At 54.8% G+C, this 17,332-nt stretch carries 15 protein-coding genes; 6 read left to right on the top strand and 9 right to left on the bottom strand.

Annotation, left to right across the window (positions count from 1 at the left end):
* Positions 1–80 precede the first annotated feature (80 nt).
* Both lysM and AAGR08_RS14170 read left to right on the top strand, forming a co-directional pair.
* Positions 81–518: a peptidoglycan-binding protein LysM gene (gene lysM / locus AAGR08_RS14165; RefSeq protein ID WP_097094735.1), complete on the top strand. Its 438-nt coding sequence runs from the start codon at positions 81–83 to the stop codon at positions 516–518.
* 14 nt (positions 519–532) lie between these two features.
* On the top strand, positions 533–1,096 hold the full coding sequence (locus tag AAGR08_RS14170; RefSeq protein WP_345827165.1) for a DUF3251 domain-containing protein: 564 nt from the start codon (positions 533–535) through the stop codon (positions 1,094–1,096).
* 57 nt (positions 1,097–1,153) lie between these two features.
* Here AAGR08_RS14170 and secF read toward each other — a convergent pair whose 3' ends face one another.
* The 5 genes from secF to queA are packed head-to-tail and all read right to left on the bottom strand — an operon-like array spanning position 1,154 to position 6,589.
* On the bottom strand, positions 1,154–2,122 hold the full coding sequence (gene secF / locus AAGR08_RS14175; protein ID WP_097094737.1) for a protein translocase subunit SecF: 969 nt from the start codon (positions 2,120–2,122) through the stop codon (positions 1,154–1,156).
* Between the two features lie 10 nt (positions 2,123–2,132).
* Positions 2,133–3,980: a protein translocase subunit SecD gene (gene secD / locus AAGR08_RS14180; RefSeq protein WP_345827166.1), complete on the bottom strand. Its 1,848-nt coding sequence runs from the start codon at positions 3,978–3,980 to the stop codon at positions 2,133–2,135.
* Positions 3,981–4,005: 25 nt separating this feature from the next.
* A complete protein-coding gene (gene yajC, locus AAGR08_RS14185; protein ID WP_064740429.1) occupies positions 4,006–4,338 on the bottom strand; it encodes a preprotein translocase subunit YajC in 333 nt (110 codons plus the stop codon).
* Between the two features lie 24 nt (positions 4,339–4,362).
* Complete coding sequence (gene tgt / locus AAGR08_RS14190) at positions 4,363–5,487, bottom strand: tRNA guanosine(34) transglycosylase Tgt (protein ID WP_097094739.1); 1,125 nt, start codon at positions 5,485–5,487, stop codon at positions 4,363–4,365.
* Positions 5,488–5,518: 31 nt separating this feature from the next.
* On the bottom strand, positions 5,519–6,589 hold the full coding sequence (gene queA / locus AAGR08_RS14195; protein ID WP_345827167.1) for a tRNA preQ1(34) S-adenosylmethionine ribosyltransferase-isomerase QueA: 1,071 nt from the start codon (positions 6,587–6,589) through the stop codon (positions 5,519–5,521).
* 182 nt (positions 6,590–6,771) lie between these two features.
* Between queA and AAGR08_RS14200 the strand changes: the two genes are divergently transcribed.
* The 4 genes from AAGR08_RS14200 to AAGR08_RS14215 all read left to right on the top strand — a co-directional run bounded on the left by AAGR08_RS14200 (position 6,772) and on the right by AAGR08_RS14215 (position 11,844).
* The gene (locus AAGR08_RS14200; RefSeq protein WP_097094741.1) at positions 6,772–7,353 is read left to right on the top strand and encodes an ACP phosphodiesterase; all 582 of its coding nucleotides are present in this window, start codon (positions 6,772–6,774) and stop codon (positions 7,351–7,353) included.
* A gap of 195 nt (positions 7,354–7,548) precedes the next feature.
* Complete coding sequence (locus AAGR08_RS14205) at positions 7,549–8,358, top strand: inositol monophosphatase (protein ID WP_345827168.1); 810 nt, start codon at positions 7,549–7,551, stop codon at positions 8,356–8,358.
* Positions 8,358–9,599, top strand: a complete 1,242-nt coding sequence (locus AAGR08_RS14210) for a histidine-type phosphatase (RefSeq protein WP_345827169.1) — start codon at positions 8,358–8,360, stop codon at positions 9,597–9,599. Before AAGR08_RS14205 ends, AAGR08_RS14210 begins: the two co-directional genes overlap by 1 nt.
* Before the next feature lie 292 nt (positions 9,600–9,891).
* Positions 9,892–11,844: an acyltransferase family protein gene (locus AAGR08_RS14215; RefSeq protein ID WP_345827170.1), complete on the top strand. Its 1,953-nt coding sequence runs from the start codon at positions 9,892–9,894 to the stop codon at positions 11,842–11,844.
* Between the two features lie 75 nt (positions 11,845–11,919).
* On the opposite strand, the gene proY is transcribed toward AAGR08_RS14215, so the two are convergent.
* The 4 genes from proY to AAGR08_RS14235 form a co-directional block, all read right to left on the bottom strand.
* The gene (gene proY, locus AAGR08_RS14220; protein ID WP_097094744.1) at positions 11,920–13,275 is read right to left on the bottom strand and encodes a proline-specific permease ProY; all 1,356 of its coding nucleotides are present in this window, start codon (positions 13,273–13,275) and stop codon (positions 11,920–11,922) included.
* A gap of 67 nt (positions 13,276–13,342) precedes the next feature.
* Positions 13,343–14,662, bottom strand: a complete 1,320-nt coding sequence (gene brnQ / locus AAGR08_RS14225) for a branched-chain amino acid transporter carrier protein BrnQ (protein ID WP_097094745.1) — start codon at positions 14,660–14,662, stop codon at positions 13,343–13,345.
* A 402-nt stretch (positions 14,663–15,064) separates the two neighbouring features.
* Positions 15,065–16,168, bottom strand: coding sequence for a cobalamin-independent methionine synthase II family protein (locus AAGR08_RS14230; protein WP_345827171.1), 1,104 nt, complete (start codon positions 16,166–16,168; stop codon positions 15,065–15,067).
* Between the two features lie 168 nt (positions 16,169–16,336).
* Complete coding sequence (locus tag AAGR08_RS14235; protein WP_345827172.1) at positions 16,337–17,263, bottom strand: phosphate ABC transporter substrate-binding protein PstS family protein; 927 nt, start codon at positions 17,261–17,263, stop codon at positions 16,337–16,339.
* Between the last annotated feature and the right edge of the window lie 69 nt (positions 17,264–17,332).

Here is a 17,332-nt window from a genome sequence, read left to right on the forward strand (position 1 = left end):
ACATGGCATCAGCATGCCAGCAAACGGTAAAAAACCACTACGCTTTAAGAGCCAATCCGGCACATTTTCAGGAGGTTTCTATGGGTCTGTTCGATTTCGTGAAAGAAGCTGGAGAAAAACTGTGGGATGCCGTCAGTGGCGGCGATGATGCGAGTAAGAAACTGCAGGATCACATCAATAAACTGGGTTTACCCGACAGCGATAAAGTGAAGGTGAATGTGCAAGGGGACACCGTTACGGTCAGCGGCGATGGCGTTTCCCAGGAACTGAAAGAGAAGATTCTGGTAGCGGCGGGGAACGTGGCAGGGATTACTAAAGTAGACGATCAGGTAAAAACCACCGATTCCGCCACGCCAGCCGAATTCTACACGGTGAAAAAAGGCGATACCTTGAGTGCGGTATCAAAAGCCGTTTACGGAAATCCTAATGAATACAACAAGATTTTCGAAGCAAACAAGCCAATGCTGACGCATCCTGATAAGATCTATCCAGGTCAGGTTTTACGCATTCCCAAATAACAGAAGGATATTGCATGACGATCAGGAGGTTTATGGTGCCAGCGGCGCTCTCAATGCTGGTGCTAAGTGGTTGCAGTTCAACGCCGGTTTCACCGCAGGTCAAAGAGTTGCATCAGGAAGTGAGTCAGCTTAATCAACAGATGCGCAAGCTGACGAATCAGGCAACGGCACTGGAAATCCAGGGACAGCTGAACAGCCAGTCGACGCAAGGCGCATGGCTGTTACCGCAGGCAAACACGCCGGTGGAGTTGCAAACACAGCTCGGCAAGCTGCGTTTATCGCTTACTCAGGTGGCGGGTGAAGCCAACGGCAGTCGTGCCAACCTCAATATCCGCGCCACCGATGACCAGCCGATTCCGGCGCTGCGCGCTACCGTTGTCTGGGGTGAAATGGATCCAGCCAGCGGCAAACCGCTTAATGCAGAGAGTCTTAGCCAGACCATCGACGTTCCGGCTAGCTTGATGCCGCGTAGCACGGTGACCGTACCGCTGCGGCTGAGCGGCTTAGCGCCAGATCAGCTCGGCTACGTACGCGTGCACGATGTTGAGCGTCCCGCGGCGAACACCACCACGCCCTGATCGCAGGCATAAAAAAACGGGCTGCCACTGGCAGCCCGTTTACTTTTTCACGTAGCGTTAAGGCAGAATAGAAGGCTGATCGGCGCCCTCTTTTTCCACTTTCTGCACCAGCATGTGTTCGCGCTTCATACCGAGTTTCAGCGCCAGCGCTGAAGAAACGTAGATGGACGAAATGGTACCGATGGTGACACCGATCAGCATGGTCAGTGAGAAGCCTTTCAGCAACGCACCACCAAACACGAACAGAATCAGGATCATCGCCAGCGTGGTGAGTGAGGTGATCAACGTACGGCTCAGCGTTTGGGTAAGCGACACGTTAGTGATGTCGTAAGAGGAACCGCGACGAATCTTGCGGAAGTTCTCACGAATACGGTCAGATACCACGATCTTATCGTTAAGCGAGTAACCAATCACCGACATCAGTGAAGCGACAATGGTCAAATCGATCTCAACATGCGCCAGCGACAAAATGCCGCAGGTGATAATCACGTCGTGCGCCAGCGCCAGCACGGTACCGAGCGCTAAACGCCACTCAAAGCGGAAGCCGATGTAGATCAGAATCGCAATCAGTGCCGACAGCAGCGCCATTGCGCCGGCCTGCGCCAGATCGCTACCCACGCTGGGTCCAACGAACTCGACACGCTTCACGGTGGCGTTCTGTTGCGTAGTCTGACTGATGGATGCCAGCACTTTATTACCCAGTTCCGTACCGGCATTGCCGGTGGCTGGCGGCATACGCACCATCACGTCGCGGCTGCTGCCAAAGTTCTGCACCAGCGGCTCTTCAAAGCCCGCCTTCACCAGCCCTTCACGCAGCGCATCCAGATCCGCCGGTTTTTCCAGGTTAATCTCAATCACCGTTCCGCCGGTAAAGTCGAGGCCCCAGTTGAAGCCTCGCACACCAACGATGGCAATAGACGCCACAATCAGCAAACCGGAGATGATGAAAGCCAGCCGATCCCAGCGCATAAAGTCGACGACTTTACGCCCGTGATTGAGCTGCTCAATACTATATTCCTGTGCCACAACGCACTCCTCAGATAGACAGCTTGTTGATGCGTTTGCCGCCGTACACCAGGTTAACGATGGCACGGGTGCCGACGATAGCGGTAAACATCGAGGTTGCGATACCGATAGCGGTGGTAATCGCAAAGCCTTTGATTGAACCGGTACCGACCGCATAAAGAATGATGACTTTAATCAGCGTGGTGACGTTGGCGTCGACGATACTGGAGAAGGCGCCTTTATAGCCCTCATGAATCGCCTGCTGTACCGAGCGTCCGTTACGCAACTCTTCTTTAATACGTTCGTTAATCAACACGTTAGCATCGACCGCCACCGCCAGCGTCAACACAATACCGGCAATACCCGGCATGGTGAGCGTCGCGCCTGGCAGCAGTGACATGATGCCGACAATCAGCACCAGGTTACACAGCAGTGCGCTGGTCGCGATAAGACCAAACTTCTTGTAGAACACCACCATAAAGATGATAGAGGCGATCAAACCCCACAGGCAGGCTTCAAGGCCTTGTGTGATGTTCTGCTGGCCCATGGTTGGACCGATGGTACGCTCTTCTACAATCTGGATCGGCGCAATCAACGCACCCGCGCGCAGCAGCAGCGACAGCTGGCGTGCTTCGTTTGGATTGCTGATGCCGGTGATACGGAAGCTATTGCCGAGGCGCGACTGAATGTTCGCCACGTTAATCACTTCTTCCTGTTTCACCAAAATGGCACGGCCGTTGGCATCTTTCTTACCGCTGTCTTTGTACTCCACAAACAGGGTCGCCATCGGTTTACCGATGTTGTCCTTAGTGAAGTTCGACATCATGTTGCCGCCCGCGCCATCCAGCGAAATGTTCACCTGCGGCTGGTTGTACTCGTCCATGTTTGAAGTGGAATCGGTGATGTGGTCACCGGTCAGAATCACACGTTTGTACAGCACCACGGGCTGCCCTTCACGCGTCTTCTTCACTTCTGAATCGCCTGGCACACGGCCGCTTGCCGCCGCGCTTGGGTCTACGCTGGTGTTAACAAGACGGAACTCCAGCGTCGCGGTTGCACCCAGAATCTCTTTGGCGCGCGCGGTATCCTGAATACCCGGTAGCTCCACCACGATGCGGTCAGAACCCTGACGCTGCACCAGCGGTTCGGCGACACCAAGCTGGTTCACACGGTTACGCAGGATAGTGATGTTCTGCTGAACCGCATACTCACGCGCTTCGCTCAGACGCGCATCGCTCATGACGGCACGCAGCGTATCGCTGCCAACGCTCGAAATCACCAGATCGCGATGACGAGATGACAAATAGCTGATTGCTGCGTCGCGGCTAGCGCCGTCACGGAAACGCACTTCTACGCCATAGTTCGCGATTTTGTTAACGGTAGTATACGGAATGCTTTTGTCGCGCAGATCACTGCGCAGGCTATCGGCATTCTGCTCTTGCAGTTTGCCCAGCGCGGTATCCATATCCACTTCCATCAGGAAGTGAACGCCGCCGCGCAGATCAAGACCGAGTTTCATCGGTTCTGCGGCCAGCATGGTCAGCCAGCGTGGCGTAGCCGGCGCGAGGTTGAGTGCCACAACGTAGTCTTCGCCCAGCGCGGTGGTGATTGCATCACGCGCGCGCAGCTGCACATCCTGAGTAGAAAAACGGGCCAGAATGGCACCATTTTCCAGAGCAAGAGATTTGCTCTCAATATTGTCTTGTTTTAATACGGTCTGGATCTGATCCAACGTTTGCTCACTGGCGGCGCCACCGCGCGCACCAGTGATCTGAACGGCCGGATCCTCACCATAAAGGTTAGGAAGCGCATAGAGCAGGCCGACGAGAATCACGACGACCAGCATGATGTACTTCCACAAAGGATAACGGTTTAACACGGCAGTTCCCTTCGGGAAGAAAAAATTACAGCGCCTTCATAGTACCTTTCGGCAGAACGGCGGCCACAAAATCACGTTTAACAACTACTTCAGTGGTGTCGTTCAGGGCGATAGAAACATAGCCAGTTTCTGCCACTTTGGTCACACGGCCAACCAGGCCACCGCTGGTCAACACTTCATCACCTTTAGAGATGGAATCCATCAGCTTCTTGTGATCTTTGGTACGCTTCTGCTGCGGGCGCAGAATCATGAAGTAGAAGATCAAACCAAAGACCACCAGCATGATCACCAGAGAATACGGACTTCCCTGCGACGGTGCGCCTGCTGCGGCTACGGCGTCAGAAATGAAAAAGCTCATTAAATTTCCCTCATTGATGAATTATCAGACGTTCAGCGGAGGAACCGCTTTCCCCGTCCGTTGGTAGAACTCGCTAACAAAGTGCTCTAATTTACCCTCTTCGATGGCATTGCGTAAACCTGCCATCAAACGCTGGTAATAGCGCAGATTGTGAATCGTATTCAGGCGTGCGCCCAGTATTTCGTTACAGCGATCAAGATGATGCAAGTAGGCACGGCTATAATTGCGACAGGTGTAACAATCACACTCAGCATCAAGCGTTGCGGTGTCATCTTTATACTTGGCATTACGAATTTTCACCACGCCATCGGTAACAAACAGATGACCGTTACGCGCATTGCGCGTTGGCATGACGCAGTCAAACATATCGATACCGCGGCGAACGCCCTCCACCAGATCTTCTGGCTTGCCGACGCCCATCAAATAACGCGGTTTGTCTTGCGGAATTTGCGGACAGACGTGCTCCAGGATACGGTGCATGTCCTCTTTAGGTTCACCCACCGCCAGGCCGCCCACAGCGTACCCATCAAAGCCAATCTCTACCAGACCTTTAACCGAGACATCTCGTAAATCTTCGTAAACACCGCCCTGAATAATGCCGAACAGCGCATTTTTGTTGCCGAGCGAATCAAAACGGTCGCGGCTGCGTTGTGCCCAGCGCAGCGACATCTCCATTGAACGCTTGGCATAATCCCAATCGGCAGGATAAGGCGTACATTCGTCGAAAATCATCACCACGTCAGAACCGAGGTCGAACTGAATCTCCATCGATTTTTCCGGATCGAGGAAAATCGGGTCGCCGTTGATCGGGTTACGGAAGTGCACGCCCGCTTCAGTGATCTTACGGATGTCGCCAAGGCTGAATACCTGAAAGCCGCCGGAATCAGTGAGGATTGGGCCCTGCCAGTTCATGAAATCGTGCAGATCGCCGTGCAGCTTCATGATCTCCTGGCCTGGGCGCAGCCACAGGTGGAAGGTGTTGCCCAGCAGGATCTGTGCGCCGGTCTCTTTCACTTCTTCCGGCGTCATGCCTTTTACCGTGCCGTAGGTGCCGACGGGCATAAAGGCCGGGGTTTCGACAACGCCACGATCAAAGACCAGACGGCCACGGCGCGCGCGCCCGTCGGTAGTATCTAATTCAAATTTCACATTAACCTCATCAGAAAGACAGTCTGACTTTTTATGCCCCGACACTTTCGTCAGGTGCTTGTGGATTACGGGTGATGTACATCGCATCCCCGTAGCTAAAGAAACGGTACTGCTCTGCCACCGCGCTGTGATAAGCCGCCATGGTGTGTTGATAACCGGCAAAGGCCGATACCAGCATAATCAGGGTCGATTCCGGCAGATGGAAATTGGTGATCAGCGCATCAATCACCTGATAGTGATAGCCGGGATAGATAAAAATCTGCGTGTCATCGAAGAACGGTGCAATCAGCGCGTCCTGGCTGGCCTTCGCCGCGCTCTCCAGCGACCTTACCGAGGTGGTGCCCACGGCAACCACTTTATTGCCGCGCGCTTTACACGCCAGCACGGCATCGACTACATCCTGCGGCACTTCGGCGTATTCAGCGTGCATGATGTGATCTTCGATGGTTTCCACGCGCACCGGCTGGAAGGTGCCGGCACCAACGTGCAGCGTGACAAACGCCATCTCCACGCCTTTGGCTTTCAGCGCCTCCAGCAGCGGTTCGTCGAAGTGCAAACCGGCGGTTGGCGCGGCGACAGCACCCGGGCGCACGCCATACACGGTTTGGTACAGCTCGCGATCGGCATCTTCATCCGGACGATCGATATACGGCGGCAGCGGCATATGGCCGACGCTGTTAAGAATATCCAGCACCGCGCGATCGTCTTCAAAGGCAATTTCAAACAGCGTGTCATGACGCGCCACCATCGTCGCTTTGACGCTTTCGTCATCGCCAAGCAGTAACTCTGCGCCTGGCTTTGGCGCTTTCGAGGCGCGCACGTGCGCCAGCACGCGTTTATCGTCCAGCATGCGCTCAACCAACATCTCGATTTTCCCGCCGCTGGCTTTACGGCCAAAGACGCGCGCCGGAATCACGCGGGTGTTATTGAACACCAGCAGATCGCCCGGATTGAGCTTATCCATCACGTCAGTAAATACGCCGTGGCTTAACACACCGCTTGGGCCATCCAGCGACAGCAAGCGACAACCGCTTCGCTGCGCCTGCGGATAATGGGCGATTAAGGATTCAGGCAACTCAAAGGTAAAATCGGCTACGCGCATGCTTCACTTCTTCAGGACTTAAAATCAGGCGGCATAGTCTAGCGGAAAAGCGGCAAATTCTGAACAACTGGCTGTGCTTCTGTGATTCTGCCTAAACACACCATAATTCGAGTCAGTGATTCGGGTGAGCGAGAGCAGCCAGCGCACCTGTAACTTGAAGTCTGACGTGTATATAATGCGCCATGAACTTTCTCGCTCACCTTCACCTGGCGCAGCTGGCAAACAGCTCACTGCTGGGCAATCTCATGGCCGACTTCGTGCGCGGCAACGTGCAATCGCAATGGCCTGCTCCCGTTGTGGATGGCATTGCCATGCATCGCCGCATCGACGTGTTGACCGACAATCTGCCCGAAGTGCGTATTGCTCGTGAACTGTTTCGCCCTGAAACGCGCCGCGTGGCGCCGATCACGCTGGATGTGATTTGGGATCATTTCCTTGCGCTGCATTGGGATAAATTTCACCCTACGCAATCGCTGGTCGCATTCACCGCCGCGGCCGAGCGCGACATCGTGCCGCAGCTGGCGGGTACGCCGGAAGGCTTTATCGAGCTAAACGCGGTGATGTGGCGCGAGCGCTGGTTTGAGCATTACGCTGAGCCGACGCGGCTGGCGCGCGTATTAAGCGGCATGGCGCATCGCCGTCCACGCCTGGCGGCGTTACGCGATTCCTATCAGGATTTTGTCGATCACTACGATCAACTTGAACCGCTTTTCTTCCAGTTTTATCCCCGCCTGATGGCCGACGCGCGCGCGCAGCGACTGTAAGTGCAACGCCGCGTTCGCCGCTTTACACACCACGCGTGCGAAATTTCCTGCTGTCCCGCCCTGCCCTCTTGTCAGCCGCAGTCATCTGCGGCTTAATGAAGCCTTTCTTAACTTTTGTTAAGTCTGTCACACAGCCAATGCGCCATTTTTGGCGTTTGATGTTGCTTCTCCGGCCTGAAATCATAAGAGGGAAAGATGTCATCAGCTTCGCTTACCGAACTCGACGCTCGTTATCAATTCGCCCGCGATGTGGCAAAAGCCGCCGCCAGTCGCGCCTTATCCTGGTATCAGCAACGCCATCAGTTAGTGATTGAGCATAAAAAGAATCTGCAGGATGTTGTGAGCGAGGCGGATCGCAACGTGGAGGAGCTGGTCAAGCACCTGATCGATGAACGCTTTCCTGAGGATGCGGTGCTCGGCGAAGAGAGCGGCGGTGAAACCGCTAACGCACGTTTCATCTGGGTGATTGATCCCATCGACGGCACCAGCAGCTTCCTCAATGGGCTCCACAACTGGTGCGTTTCGCTGGCAGTGGTGTGCGAAAACGAACCGGTGATTGGTGTGGTATGCGATCCTAATCATCAGGAAACCTTTCATGCCTGCCGTGGTAAAGGGGCGTGGGTCAATGACCAACGCATCCATGCGCATGGCGCGCAGCGGCTCGATCAAGGCGTGCTTGGCCTTAGCAGTTCGAACAGCCAACCGATTGAACCTCTTACCCGGTTTATTGGCGCACTCCTGACGCAGGGCGGAATGTTTATCCGTAATGGTTCGGGTGCGTTAATGAGCGCCTGGGCGGCTGCCGGTCGCCTGATCGGTTACTACGAAGCACATATGAATCCGTGGGATGGCTTGCCAGGCATTGTCCTGATGCGCGAAGCGGGTGGGATCACCAACGATTACCTTAGCCACGACGGACTTCAGCACGGCAACCCTGTTCTGCTGGCGAATGCGGTCATTTACCCCCAGCTGAAAGCGCTGCTGCCTGCGCACCAGAGCCTGTGATGGCACGCTTGTTTCTCGCCTTGATCTTCTGCTTGCTGGCGACGCAGGCAGCCGCCGACGAGCGCTATCAGTTGGAAAAAGTGGTAGAGATCAGCCGCCACGGCGTCAGGCCCCCGACGCCAGGCAATCGCAAAGAGATTGAAGCCGCAACGGCACGGAGTTGGCCGCAGTGGAATACCGCTGATGGCGATCTCACCGGGCATGGCTATGCGGCAGTTGTGAATAAAGGGCGCTGGCAAGGCGAGCACTATCGCCAACTCGGGCTGCTAACCACCGGTTGTCCGGATAGTGCGCAGATCTACGTGCGTGCCAGCCCTCTGCAGCGCACGCGCGCCACCGCCGATGCGCTGGTAGACGGCGCCTTTCCGGGCTGCGGCGTTCAGATCCATCATGTGGATGGCGATATCGATCCGTTATTCCAAAGTAATAAGCTGCCGTTCGCGCAGCTCGATCCCACGCAGGAAAAAGAGGCCATTGCCGCGAGAGCGGGTGATCTTGCGGCGTTACAACGGCGTTTACAGCCCGAAGTTCAGCAATTGAAACAGGCCGTCTGCAGTAGCGACTGCGCCTTTTTTGATCGACCCTGGCAACTGCGGCAGACCAAAAGCGGCCACACTTATGTGCAGGGTTTGAGCGTGCTGGCGAGCATGGTGGAAACGCTACGGCTCGGCTGGAGCGAGAATTTGCCGCTCAGCCAGCTGGCGTGGGGAAACATCACCTCGGCGCAGCAAATCAGCGCCCTGCTGCCGTTGCTCACCACCAATTACGATCTCAGCAATGACGTGCCCTACATCGCCCAAAAGCGCGGTTCAATCCTGCTCGATGCGATTGTAAAAGGGTTAGATAACCGCGCTGATTCGCCAAATACCCGCTGGCTGCTGCTGGTCGCGCATGATACCAACATTGCTATGCTACGTACGCTGATGCATTTCAGCTGGCAGCTGCCCGGCTATGCGCGCGGCAATATTCCGCCCGGCAGCAGTTTAGTATTCGAGCGCTGGCGGGACACCACTGATAACACGCGTTTCCTGCGTATCTATTTTCAGGCACAAAGCCTGGACGATCTGCGCCATCTCACGCCGATCGATGCACAACATCCGTTACTACGCGCAGAGTGGCATCAGCAAAACTGTCGTGAAACCAAGGTGGGTACGCTTTGCCCTTATCAATCAACCCTGCAACAGTTGAACCAAGCCATCGATCGCCATGCATTAAGTACGGTGGATTACCCTCAACCCTAAGATTGATTTCAATTACGCTTAAGCTCGATAAATGATGCGGGCTTAACTTTCCTGAAAAATTACTCAAGCTCAGCGTAAGTAACGATCTCATTCCGGCTGCGACTTTTCTCCTTTTAGCTTTCTCTATCCCGGCGCCAATAAAAATAGGATATGCTGCGCAAGTCAAACATCCCTTAGTCATACTCATTTTCTCTTTTTTGCAGTTTTTTCGGCGACAGGATGCGCCGATTTATTTTTTAACGCCCTGTATTCGTCCAAGCCCAAATCATTAATATCAATTTGGATCACTATTATGACTGCGACTGCCTCTCACCGCTATCGGGCGGACATCGACGGCCTGCGTGCCGTGGCCATTATCCTGGTGGTACTGTTTCATTCCGGCGTCACCACGCTGCATGGCGGCTTTATCGGTGTTGATGTGTTTTTTGTTATTTCTGGCTTTTTAATTGGCGGGATTATTAGTAAAGAAATAGCCGAAGGGCGTTTCTCGTTTTATCAATTCTATTTGCGCCGTATTCGTCGTATCGCCCCTGCGCTATTTTTTATGATGACGATATTGCTGCTGCTCGGATTTATTCTGCTTTCACCGCTGGAGTTCAGCCAGCTGGCGAAATACAGCGTGGCGGTATTTATCTCCGTACCCAATATGTTATTGCTGAAAAGCGGTGACTATTTTAGCAGTGATTCCGATTTAAACCCGCTCCTGATGACCTGGTCGCTGGGCATTGAAGAACAATTCTATATCGTGCTGCCGTTTATTCTGCTGTTGGCGGCGCGTTTTACGCGTTCCATGGTTGGCATCGTGCTGGCACTGAGCGTGCTATCGCTGGCGGCCTGTATTTGGCTGACACCTTTTGCCAGTACGCATGCTTTTTACCTGCTGCCAACCCGCGCCTGGGAATTGGGTGCCGGCGTACTCGTGGCGCTGTGGAAACCACAGCCGCTAGAAGGTCGCTCCGCTAATCTGCTCAATTTGCTCGGCTGGCTGCTGATTATTGCCGCCAGCTTATTGCTCAGTAAACAAGATAGTTTTCCCGGCTGGCTGGCACTTATTCCCGTAGTAGCGGCATGCCTGATGATTGGCGCGCGCGGCGAGCTGAACAAACGGCTGCTGGAAAACGCGCCAATGCGCTTTATCGGCAAAATATCTTACTCCTGGTATCTGTGGCACTGGCCGCTCCTCAGCCTGGCACGCATCTGCAGCGATCGTCCGCTCAACGCATGGCAGGGATTAGCGATCAGCAGCATAGCATTCGGTATCGCCTGGCTATCATGGCGTTTCGTTGAACAGCCATTCCGTCAGGCAGGAAGCCGTACGCGTTGGGTGATTCCGGGTTACTGTGCCTCATCGCTGGTAGCTGCTGGCGCGATGGTGCTGCTATGGCAAACTGGCGGCATGAAGTCGCGCGTAAGTGAGATAGTGGTTAACGGGGAATCGTGGAAAATTTCCGCTCAGCGTAATCCGTGCTTACTGGATTACGGTGCCAATTTCCCCTCACTGAATGCCGAGTGCCATCCCGTTACCGATCGTCCCGGCATCGCGTTGATTGGCGATAGCCACGCCGCAGCGTTACGCGCTTCCGTCGCCGGTTATGCGCTGCGTCAGCACAAGCCGTTATTTCAGCTTACCAAGGCTTCTTGTCCGTTCCTGATTGGCGCGACACGGGTGGTTAGCCAAATGCCAAAACACACTCAGCAGTGCATCGATTTCAATCAGCAAGTATTGAAAATGGTGCTCAGCGACAAGATTGATGAAGTGGTCATCAGTGCCTATTGGGCCTCGGGGATGAGCCTGCTGCCTGGCGCTGGCTTCAGGGCCATCGATCATCCCGAAAAAAGTAATCTTGAAGCACTCAAATTGGGTATGGACCAAGTGCTGGTACTACTGCGTCAGGCGGGCAAAAAAATCACACTGATTGAGGATGCGCCCTCGGTGGATGTCGATCCGCTGCGCTTCAGCAATAACCGTAATATGCCGCTTCGCCGCGAGCTGAGCGCCTGGTTGGGGAAATGGGAAACGCCGCCGCTACGTAGCGAGCGTACTCAACTGTTCCAGTTGCCGGAAGAGGCGGTTGAGACGCTCCTGAAAAGCTATCAGCAGCAAGGCGTGCGCGTGCTTTCGTTACGTGACAATCTGTGCAACCAGCAGGGTTGTATGATTACCCGCGAAGGGCTGCCGCTCTATTACGACAACAACCATTTGAGTCCCTTCGGCGGCGAGATTGCGTTAGGGAAGAATTGGTAACGCGAGACGGCAAGCTTCGAAGGGCGCCATTCATGGCAATCAGGTGCGCAGAAATGCGCACCTGGAATAACAACCTCAGCGCTTATGCTTTTTCACCAGCGGCCACGCCAGTAACAGCAACACAATCCACGCGAAACCGACATACAGCGACACGCGCGTATCCGGGAAATAACCAATCAACCCGATGATAAACGCCAGGAACAGCACGCCGAACCACGCCGTAGCGCTGCCGCCCGGCATGGCAAACTGCAACTTACCGGCTTCTTCTTTGCCAATCTTGCGGCGGAAAGCGATCTGCGACAGCAGAATCATGATCCACACCCAAACGGTGGCAAAGGTCGCCAGCGAGGCGATCACCAGGAACACTTTTTCCGGCATCAGGTAATTCAGATACACCGCAACCAGCATCGCCAGCATCATCACCACAACAGTGACCCACGGAATGCCGCGCTTAGAGATCTTCTGGAACACCTTTGGTGCGTGGCCCTGCTGCGCCATGCCGTGCAGCATACGCCCTACACCAAACACATCGCTGTTAATCGCTGACAGCGACGCCGTCAGCACCACGAAGTTAAGGATTGAGGCCGCGGCGGCAATACCCAAATGCTGGAAGGTCAGCACAAACGGGCTGCCTGAGGTGCCAACCTGGTTCCACGGATAAATCGACATGATCACGAACAGCGTGCCGACATAAAACACCAGGATACGCATCGGTACCGAGTTGATGGCGCGTGGAATTGAGGTCTTTGGATCGTCGGCTTCACCGGCCGTGATGCCGATAATCTCAATGCCGCCGTAGGCAAACATTACCATCTGCAGCGAAAGCAGCATGCCAACGATGCCGTGGGCGAAGAAGCCGCCGTTCGTCCAGAGATTGTGAATACCGGTCGGCTGACCACCGTTGCCAATACCCCAGAAAATCATGCCGAAGCCCGCGATGATCATAATGATGATGGTGGCGACTTTGAAGAACGAGAACCAGAACTCCACTTCGCCAAACACTTTCACACTCATCAGGTTAATGGCACCGATAATCAGCACCACGCTCAGCACCCATATCCAGTGCGGCACCTCGGGGAACCACACGCCCATGTAGATACCAAAAGCCGTTACGTCGGCAATCGCCACAATCAGGATTTCAAAGCAGTAGGTCCAACCGGTGATGTACCCCGCCAGCGGGCCGAGATAGTCCTGCGCATAGCGCGAGAAGGAGCTGGCCTGCGGATTGTTCACCGACATCTCACCCAGCGCGCGCATGATGATGTACGCCACCGCACCGCCGATGATGTACGCCAGCAGCACGCTAGGGCCCGCCATTTTGATGGCATCAGCCGAGCCGTAAAACAGCCCAGTACCAATTGCCGATCCCAGCGCCATAAAGCGAATGTGGCGCGTGCTCAGTCCGCGTTTGAGCTTATTGGTTTCTTGCATAACACTCAGTACCTTGAAATGAAAAAACCACGGGCGAGCCCGTGGTCGAAATTAACAGCAGTGTCGCTTACTGATGCACAGCGACCTGTTCACGTCCTTTGGCCCGATCGACCACTGCGGCAATCACCAGCATCGCCAGTGACGGCGGCAACCAGGAGAGTCCCTGATCGGCCAGCGGCAGATGCTGGCTAAACAGCGGCAGCACATCTTTAAAGCTGGTGGTTTTAATCGCATCCACAACACCGAAAAGCAGGCTTATCAGCATGGTCGGCGCAATGATACGCGTGCTTTTATTCCACCATTTCAGGGTGAAACTCAATACCACCAGTACGATGCATGGCGGATAAATCGCCGTCAGCACCGGAATCGAGATCTGAATCAGATGGCTCAGGCCGAGATTCGACACCACCATGGAGAACAGACCCAAAATAAATACCAGCGTTTTATACGACAGTGGCAGGTATTGCGCAAAGAATTCTGCACAAGCGCAGGTCAGTCCAACCGCCGTCACCATGCAGGCCACGAAGATCAGCGCCGCAAGGAAGAAGCTGCCCATGCCGCCGAACGTCTGCTGTACGTAAGCATGCAGAATCTCTGCACCGTTGGCGCTCTGCGCCACCAATGCACCGCTATCGTTGCCGAGTTTGAACAGCGTCAGATAAATCAGCGTTAAACCGATACCCGCGATGATGCCAGCCAGCATGGTGTAGCGCGTCAGCAATTTGGCATCTTCAACACCGCGTGAACGCGCCGCATTGACGATGACGATACCGAACACCAGTGCGCCCAACGTATCCATGGTCAGATAACCGTTGACGAAACCGCTGGAGAAAGCCGCACGCTGATACTCTTCAGTGGCCGGCGACAGGCCGCCAGCTGGCCAGATCAGTACGGCAACGCCAAGTACAATCAGTGCCAGAATTTTCAGCGGTGCGAGGAAATGGCCCACGGTATCCAGCAATTTGCCCGGATAAAGCGAAATGCCGATCACCAGCGCGAAGTAAATCAGGCTGTAGATAAACAGCGGCATGGCGCCATCGCCTGTCAGCGGAGCAATACCCACGGCAAAGGAGACGGTGGCCGTACGCGGAGTCGCAAATAGCGGTCCAACGGCCAGGTAGCAGACGGTTGCCAGCAGCAAACCAGCCGCTTTACCAATCGGTGAGCTCAGCGCATCAATGCCGCCGCCAACGCGCGCCAGCGCAATAACGGTGATCACCGGAAGACCTACAGCAGTAATCAGGAAGCCGAGAGCAGCCACCCAAACGTGTTCGCCAGACTGAATACCCACCATCGGTGGGAAGATAATATTTCCTGCGCCAACGAACAGGGCAAACGTCATAAAGCCCAGCGCCAGGATATCCTTGGAGGTTAAACGGTGTGTCATAAACTTCTGTACTGCCTGTAGCTGATGTTGCGGTGGAAGTTGGGTTCGTGTTGTCCTCTGGATGCGCTAAAACAAGGGCTTAACTGACAAGACCAGCGTGTTATACCGGTCAAAACGCCAAAGCGCAGGTGATTTAAACTACTTTTCTTCTGTTCGCAGAGGGATAAATCGACAACGGCGCAAATTAGAACGTTTATAGCGAAGAAAGGCAATACAGGATCGGAAAACCAGAAGGATATAACAAGATAGCGGCATAAAGCAGTGAATCACGGCGGATTAGCGGTAAAACACCCCAGATGATTTGCTTAAACTTTCCTCAGAGCGAAAGATTTCTTTGCATAAATCCGCCTGAAAATGCACAAAAGGCGCGATTTACGCGCCTGTTTGCTCAGGTTTACAGCATCACCAAACGCTTTTAGCGATATCGACCACCAGACGAATCTTCTGCCACTGCTGCGCTTCGCTCAGGCTGTTCCCCTCTTCCGTTGAGGCAAAACCACACTGTGGGCTCAGGCAAATCTGGTCCAAGCTTACGAACTGCGACGCTTCCTGCAGACGTGCTTTCACCTGCTGCGCGTCTTCCAGCTCGCCGGTTTTGGTGGTGATCAGCCCGAGAACCACCTGCTGATGGCCTGGCTTGAGGAAGCGCAGCGGTTCAAAGCCACCCGAACGCTCGTTATCATACTCCAGATAGAAGGCATCAATATTTACCCCGCCAAACAGCACTTCGGCCACCGGTTCATAGCCGCCTTCAGAGATCCAGGTTGAACGGAAGTTGCCGCGACACACATGCAGCCCAACGGTCAGATCTGCTGGTTTGCCTTCCAGCGCGCTGTTCAGTACGTGAGCGTAGATGCGCGCCAGTTCCTGTGGATCTTCACCCCGTTCACGGATCTGCTGCTGCTGTTCGGTAGAGCACAGATAGGCCCACACCGTGTCATCCAGCTGCAAATAACGGCAGCCTGCGTCGTAAAACGCTTTGATAGCATCTTTGTAGGTTTGCGCCAGATCGGCGAAGTATTGCTTAAGGTCGGGATAAACCGTGGCATCAATCACCTTACGGCCGCCGCGGAAGTGCAGCACGCTTGGGCTCGGAATGGTCATCTTCGCCACCGCATCGCCCGCAATGCTTTGCAGGAAACGGAAGTGATCCAGCATTGGGTGATGCGGATTAAAAGCCACTTTGCCGGTGACTTTCACGCCGTGGGCTTTGGTCTGTACGCCATTGAATTGAATGCCCTGCTCCGCCTCGAACAGCTCAACGCCGAGCAGATCGCCGAAGAAATCGAAGTGCCACCATGCACGACGGAATTCACCATCGGTAACGATTTGCAGGCCATTGGCGCGCTGCTGCTCGACGACATTGCGGATTTCACGGTCTTCAACCTGACGCAGTTGGTCAGCATTGATTTCACCTTTGGCGAACTGCTCGCGCGCCTGCTTGATAGCGGCAGGACGCAAGAAACTTCCCACGGTATCGGCACGGAACGGGGCTTGAGCTGGCATCTTCACTCCTTTAACCCCACGTATAATTACGACAGGGTATAATTTCATTGGGTTATTTTAGCCGTCTGGATGGCTACATGTCCAAGAAGAGTGCCACGCTATGCTCATCCCGGCAATAGAAGAAATTTCAGCTCACATGAAGGAATTTCATGATCAGATGCACGTTCTTCAATTTCCTTCAACGGCGGCACGCGCCTGTGCCATTTGGCTGTCCGATAACGGCAGATAACCGGCTTCGCTCACCCGCCGCTGTCCTTGTGGTGATAGCACCTGATGCAGGAAGGCATTGACCAGCGGCGGTAAGGGTTTGCCCGGCGCTTTATTCACGTAGATATACAGCGGACGCGACCACGGATAACGGCCGCTACGAATGGATTCGGCATCCGGCATCACGCTTTCGCCCGCCGGCGTATCCACCGGCAGCATTTTCACACCGCTGAGATGAAAGCCAAAGCTAGCGTAGCCAATGCTGTTCGGTGTGGCGGCGACGGCCTGTACCACCGCTGCGGAACCGGGAAATTCAGCGACATCCGCCCGAAAATCGCCGTTACACAGCGCCTGCTGCTTAAAGAAACCCCAAGTGCCTGAAGCGGAGTTGCGGCCGTAGCGCTGAATGCTGCGCGTCGTCCATGCGCCGCGACTCAAGCCGAGATCGCCCCAGTGCTGCGGCACCTGTTGCGCGCCACACAGTCGGGTAATGGAAAACAGCGCATCAAGCTGCTGCGGCGCGATATGCGACAGCGGATTGTCCTGATTAACGACCACCACCAGCGCATCCATCGCCACCGGAACCGCCAGCGGCGGGTAGCCGTAGCGGGCGATAAACAGCTGACGTTCATCACTCTGCATCGGACGGCTCATCGCCCCCAGCTGCGCCGCCCCCGCCGCCAGTGCGGTAGGCGCCGTTGAGGATCCCGCCGCCTGTACCTGCACGTTCACACCCGGTGACTGGCGGCTGAAATCTTCCCCCCACAACGTCATCAGGTAACCTAGCGTATCCGATCCCACGCTGCTGAGATTGCCCGTCAGCATAGTTTGTTGGGCGTGCGCTAAAGCAGAGCAAAGCAGCAAGCAGGAGAGCAACAGCGATTTCATGAGTGGTTCCGCAATTCAATAAGGGCTCTATTCTGTCGCGGCGCGATTTATCGCGCAATTAAATGCGTC

The organism is Pantoea sp. BRR-3P, assembly GCF_039621635.1.
Lineage (GTDB): Bacteria > Pseudomonadota > Gammaproteobacteria > Enterobacterales > Enterobacteriaceae > Pantoea > Pantoea floridensis.

What these genes read in the sequence shown, in the direction of transcription:
- AAGR08_RS14200 (WP_097094741.1), top strand. Translation starts at nt 6,772, where the DNA reads ATGAACTTTCTCGCTCACCTTCACCTGGCGCAGCTGGCAAACAGCTCA.
- AAGR08_RS14205 (WP_345827168.1), top strand. Translation starts at nt 7,549, where the DNA reads ATGTCATCAGCTTCGCTTACCGAACTCGACGCTCGTTATCAATTCGCC.
- proY (WP_097094744.1), bottom strand. Translation starts at nt 13,275, where the DNA reads ATGCAAGAAACCAATAAGCTCAAACGCGGACTGAGCACGCGCCACATT.
- AAGR08_RS14170 (WP_345827165.1), top strand. Translation starts at nt 533, where the DNA reads ATGACGATCAGGAGGTTTATGGTGCCAGCGGCGCTCTCAATGCTGGTG.
- queA (WP_345827167.1), bottom strand. Translation starts at nt 6,589, where the DNA reads ATGCGCGTAGCCGATTTTACCTTTGAGTTGCCTGAATCCTTAATCGCC.
- brnQ (WP_097094745.1), bottom strand. Translation starts at nt 14,662, where the DNA reads ATGACACACCGTTTAACCTCCAAGGATATCCTGGCGCTGGGCTTTATG.
- AAGR08_RS14215 (WP_345827170.1), top strand. Translation starts at nt 9,892, where the DNA reads ATGACTGCGACTGCCTCTCACCGCTATCGGGCGGACATCGACGGCCTG.
- AAGR08_RS14210 (WP_345827169.1), top strand. Translation starts at nt 8,358, where the DNA reads ATGGCACGCTTGTTTCTCGCCTTGATCTTCTGCTTGCTGGCGACGCAG.
- AAGR08_RS14230 (WP_345827171.1), bottom strand. Translation starts at nt 16,168, where the DNA reads ATGCCAGCTCAAGCCCCGTTCCGTGCCGATACCGTGGGAAGTTTCTTG.
- AAGR08_RS14235 (WP_345827172.1), bottom strand. Translation starts at nt 17,263, where the DNA reads ATGAAATCGCTGTTGCTCTCCTGCTTGCTGCTTTGCTCTGCTTTAGCG.
- yajC (WP_064740429.1), bottom strand. Translation starts at nt 4,338, where the DNA reads ATGAGCTTTTTCATTTCTGACGCCGTAGCCGCAGCAGGCGCACCGTCG.
- lysM (WP_097094735.1), top strand. Translation starts at nt 81, where the DNA reads ATGGGTCTGTTCGATTTCGTGAAAGAAGCTGGAGAAAAACTGTGGGAT.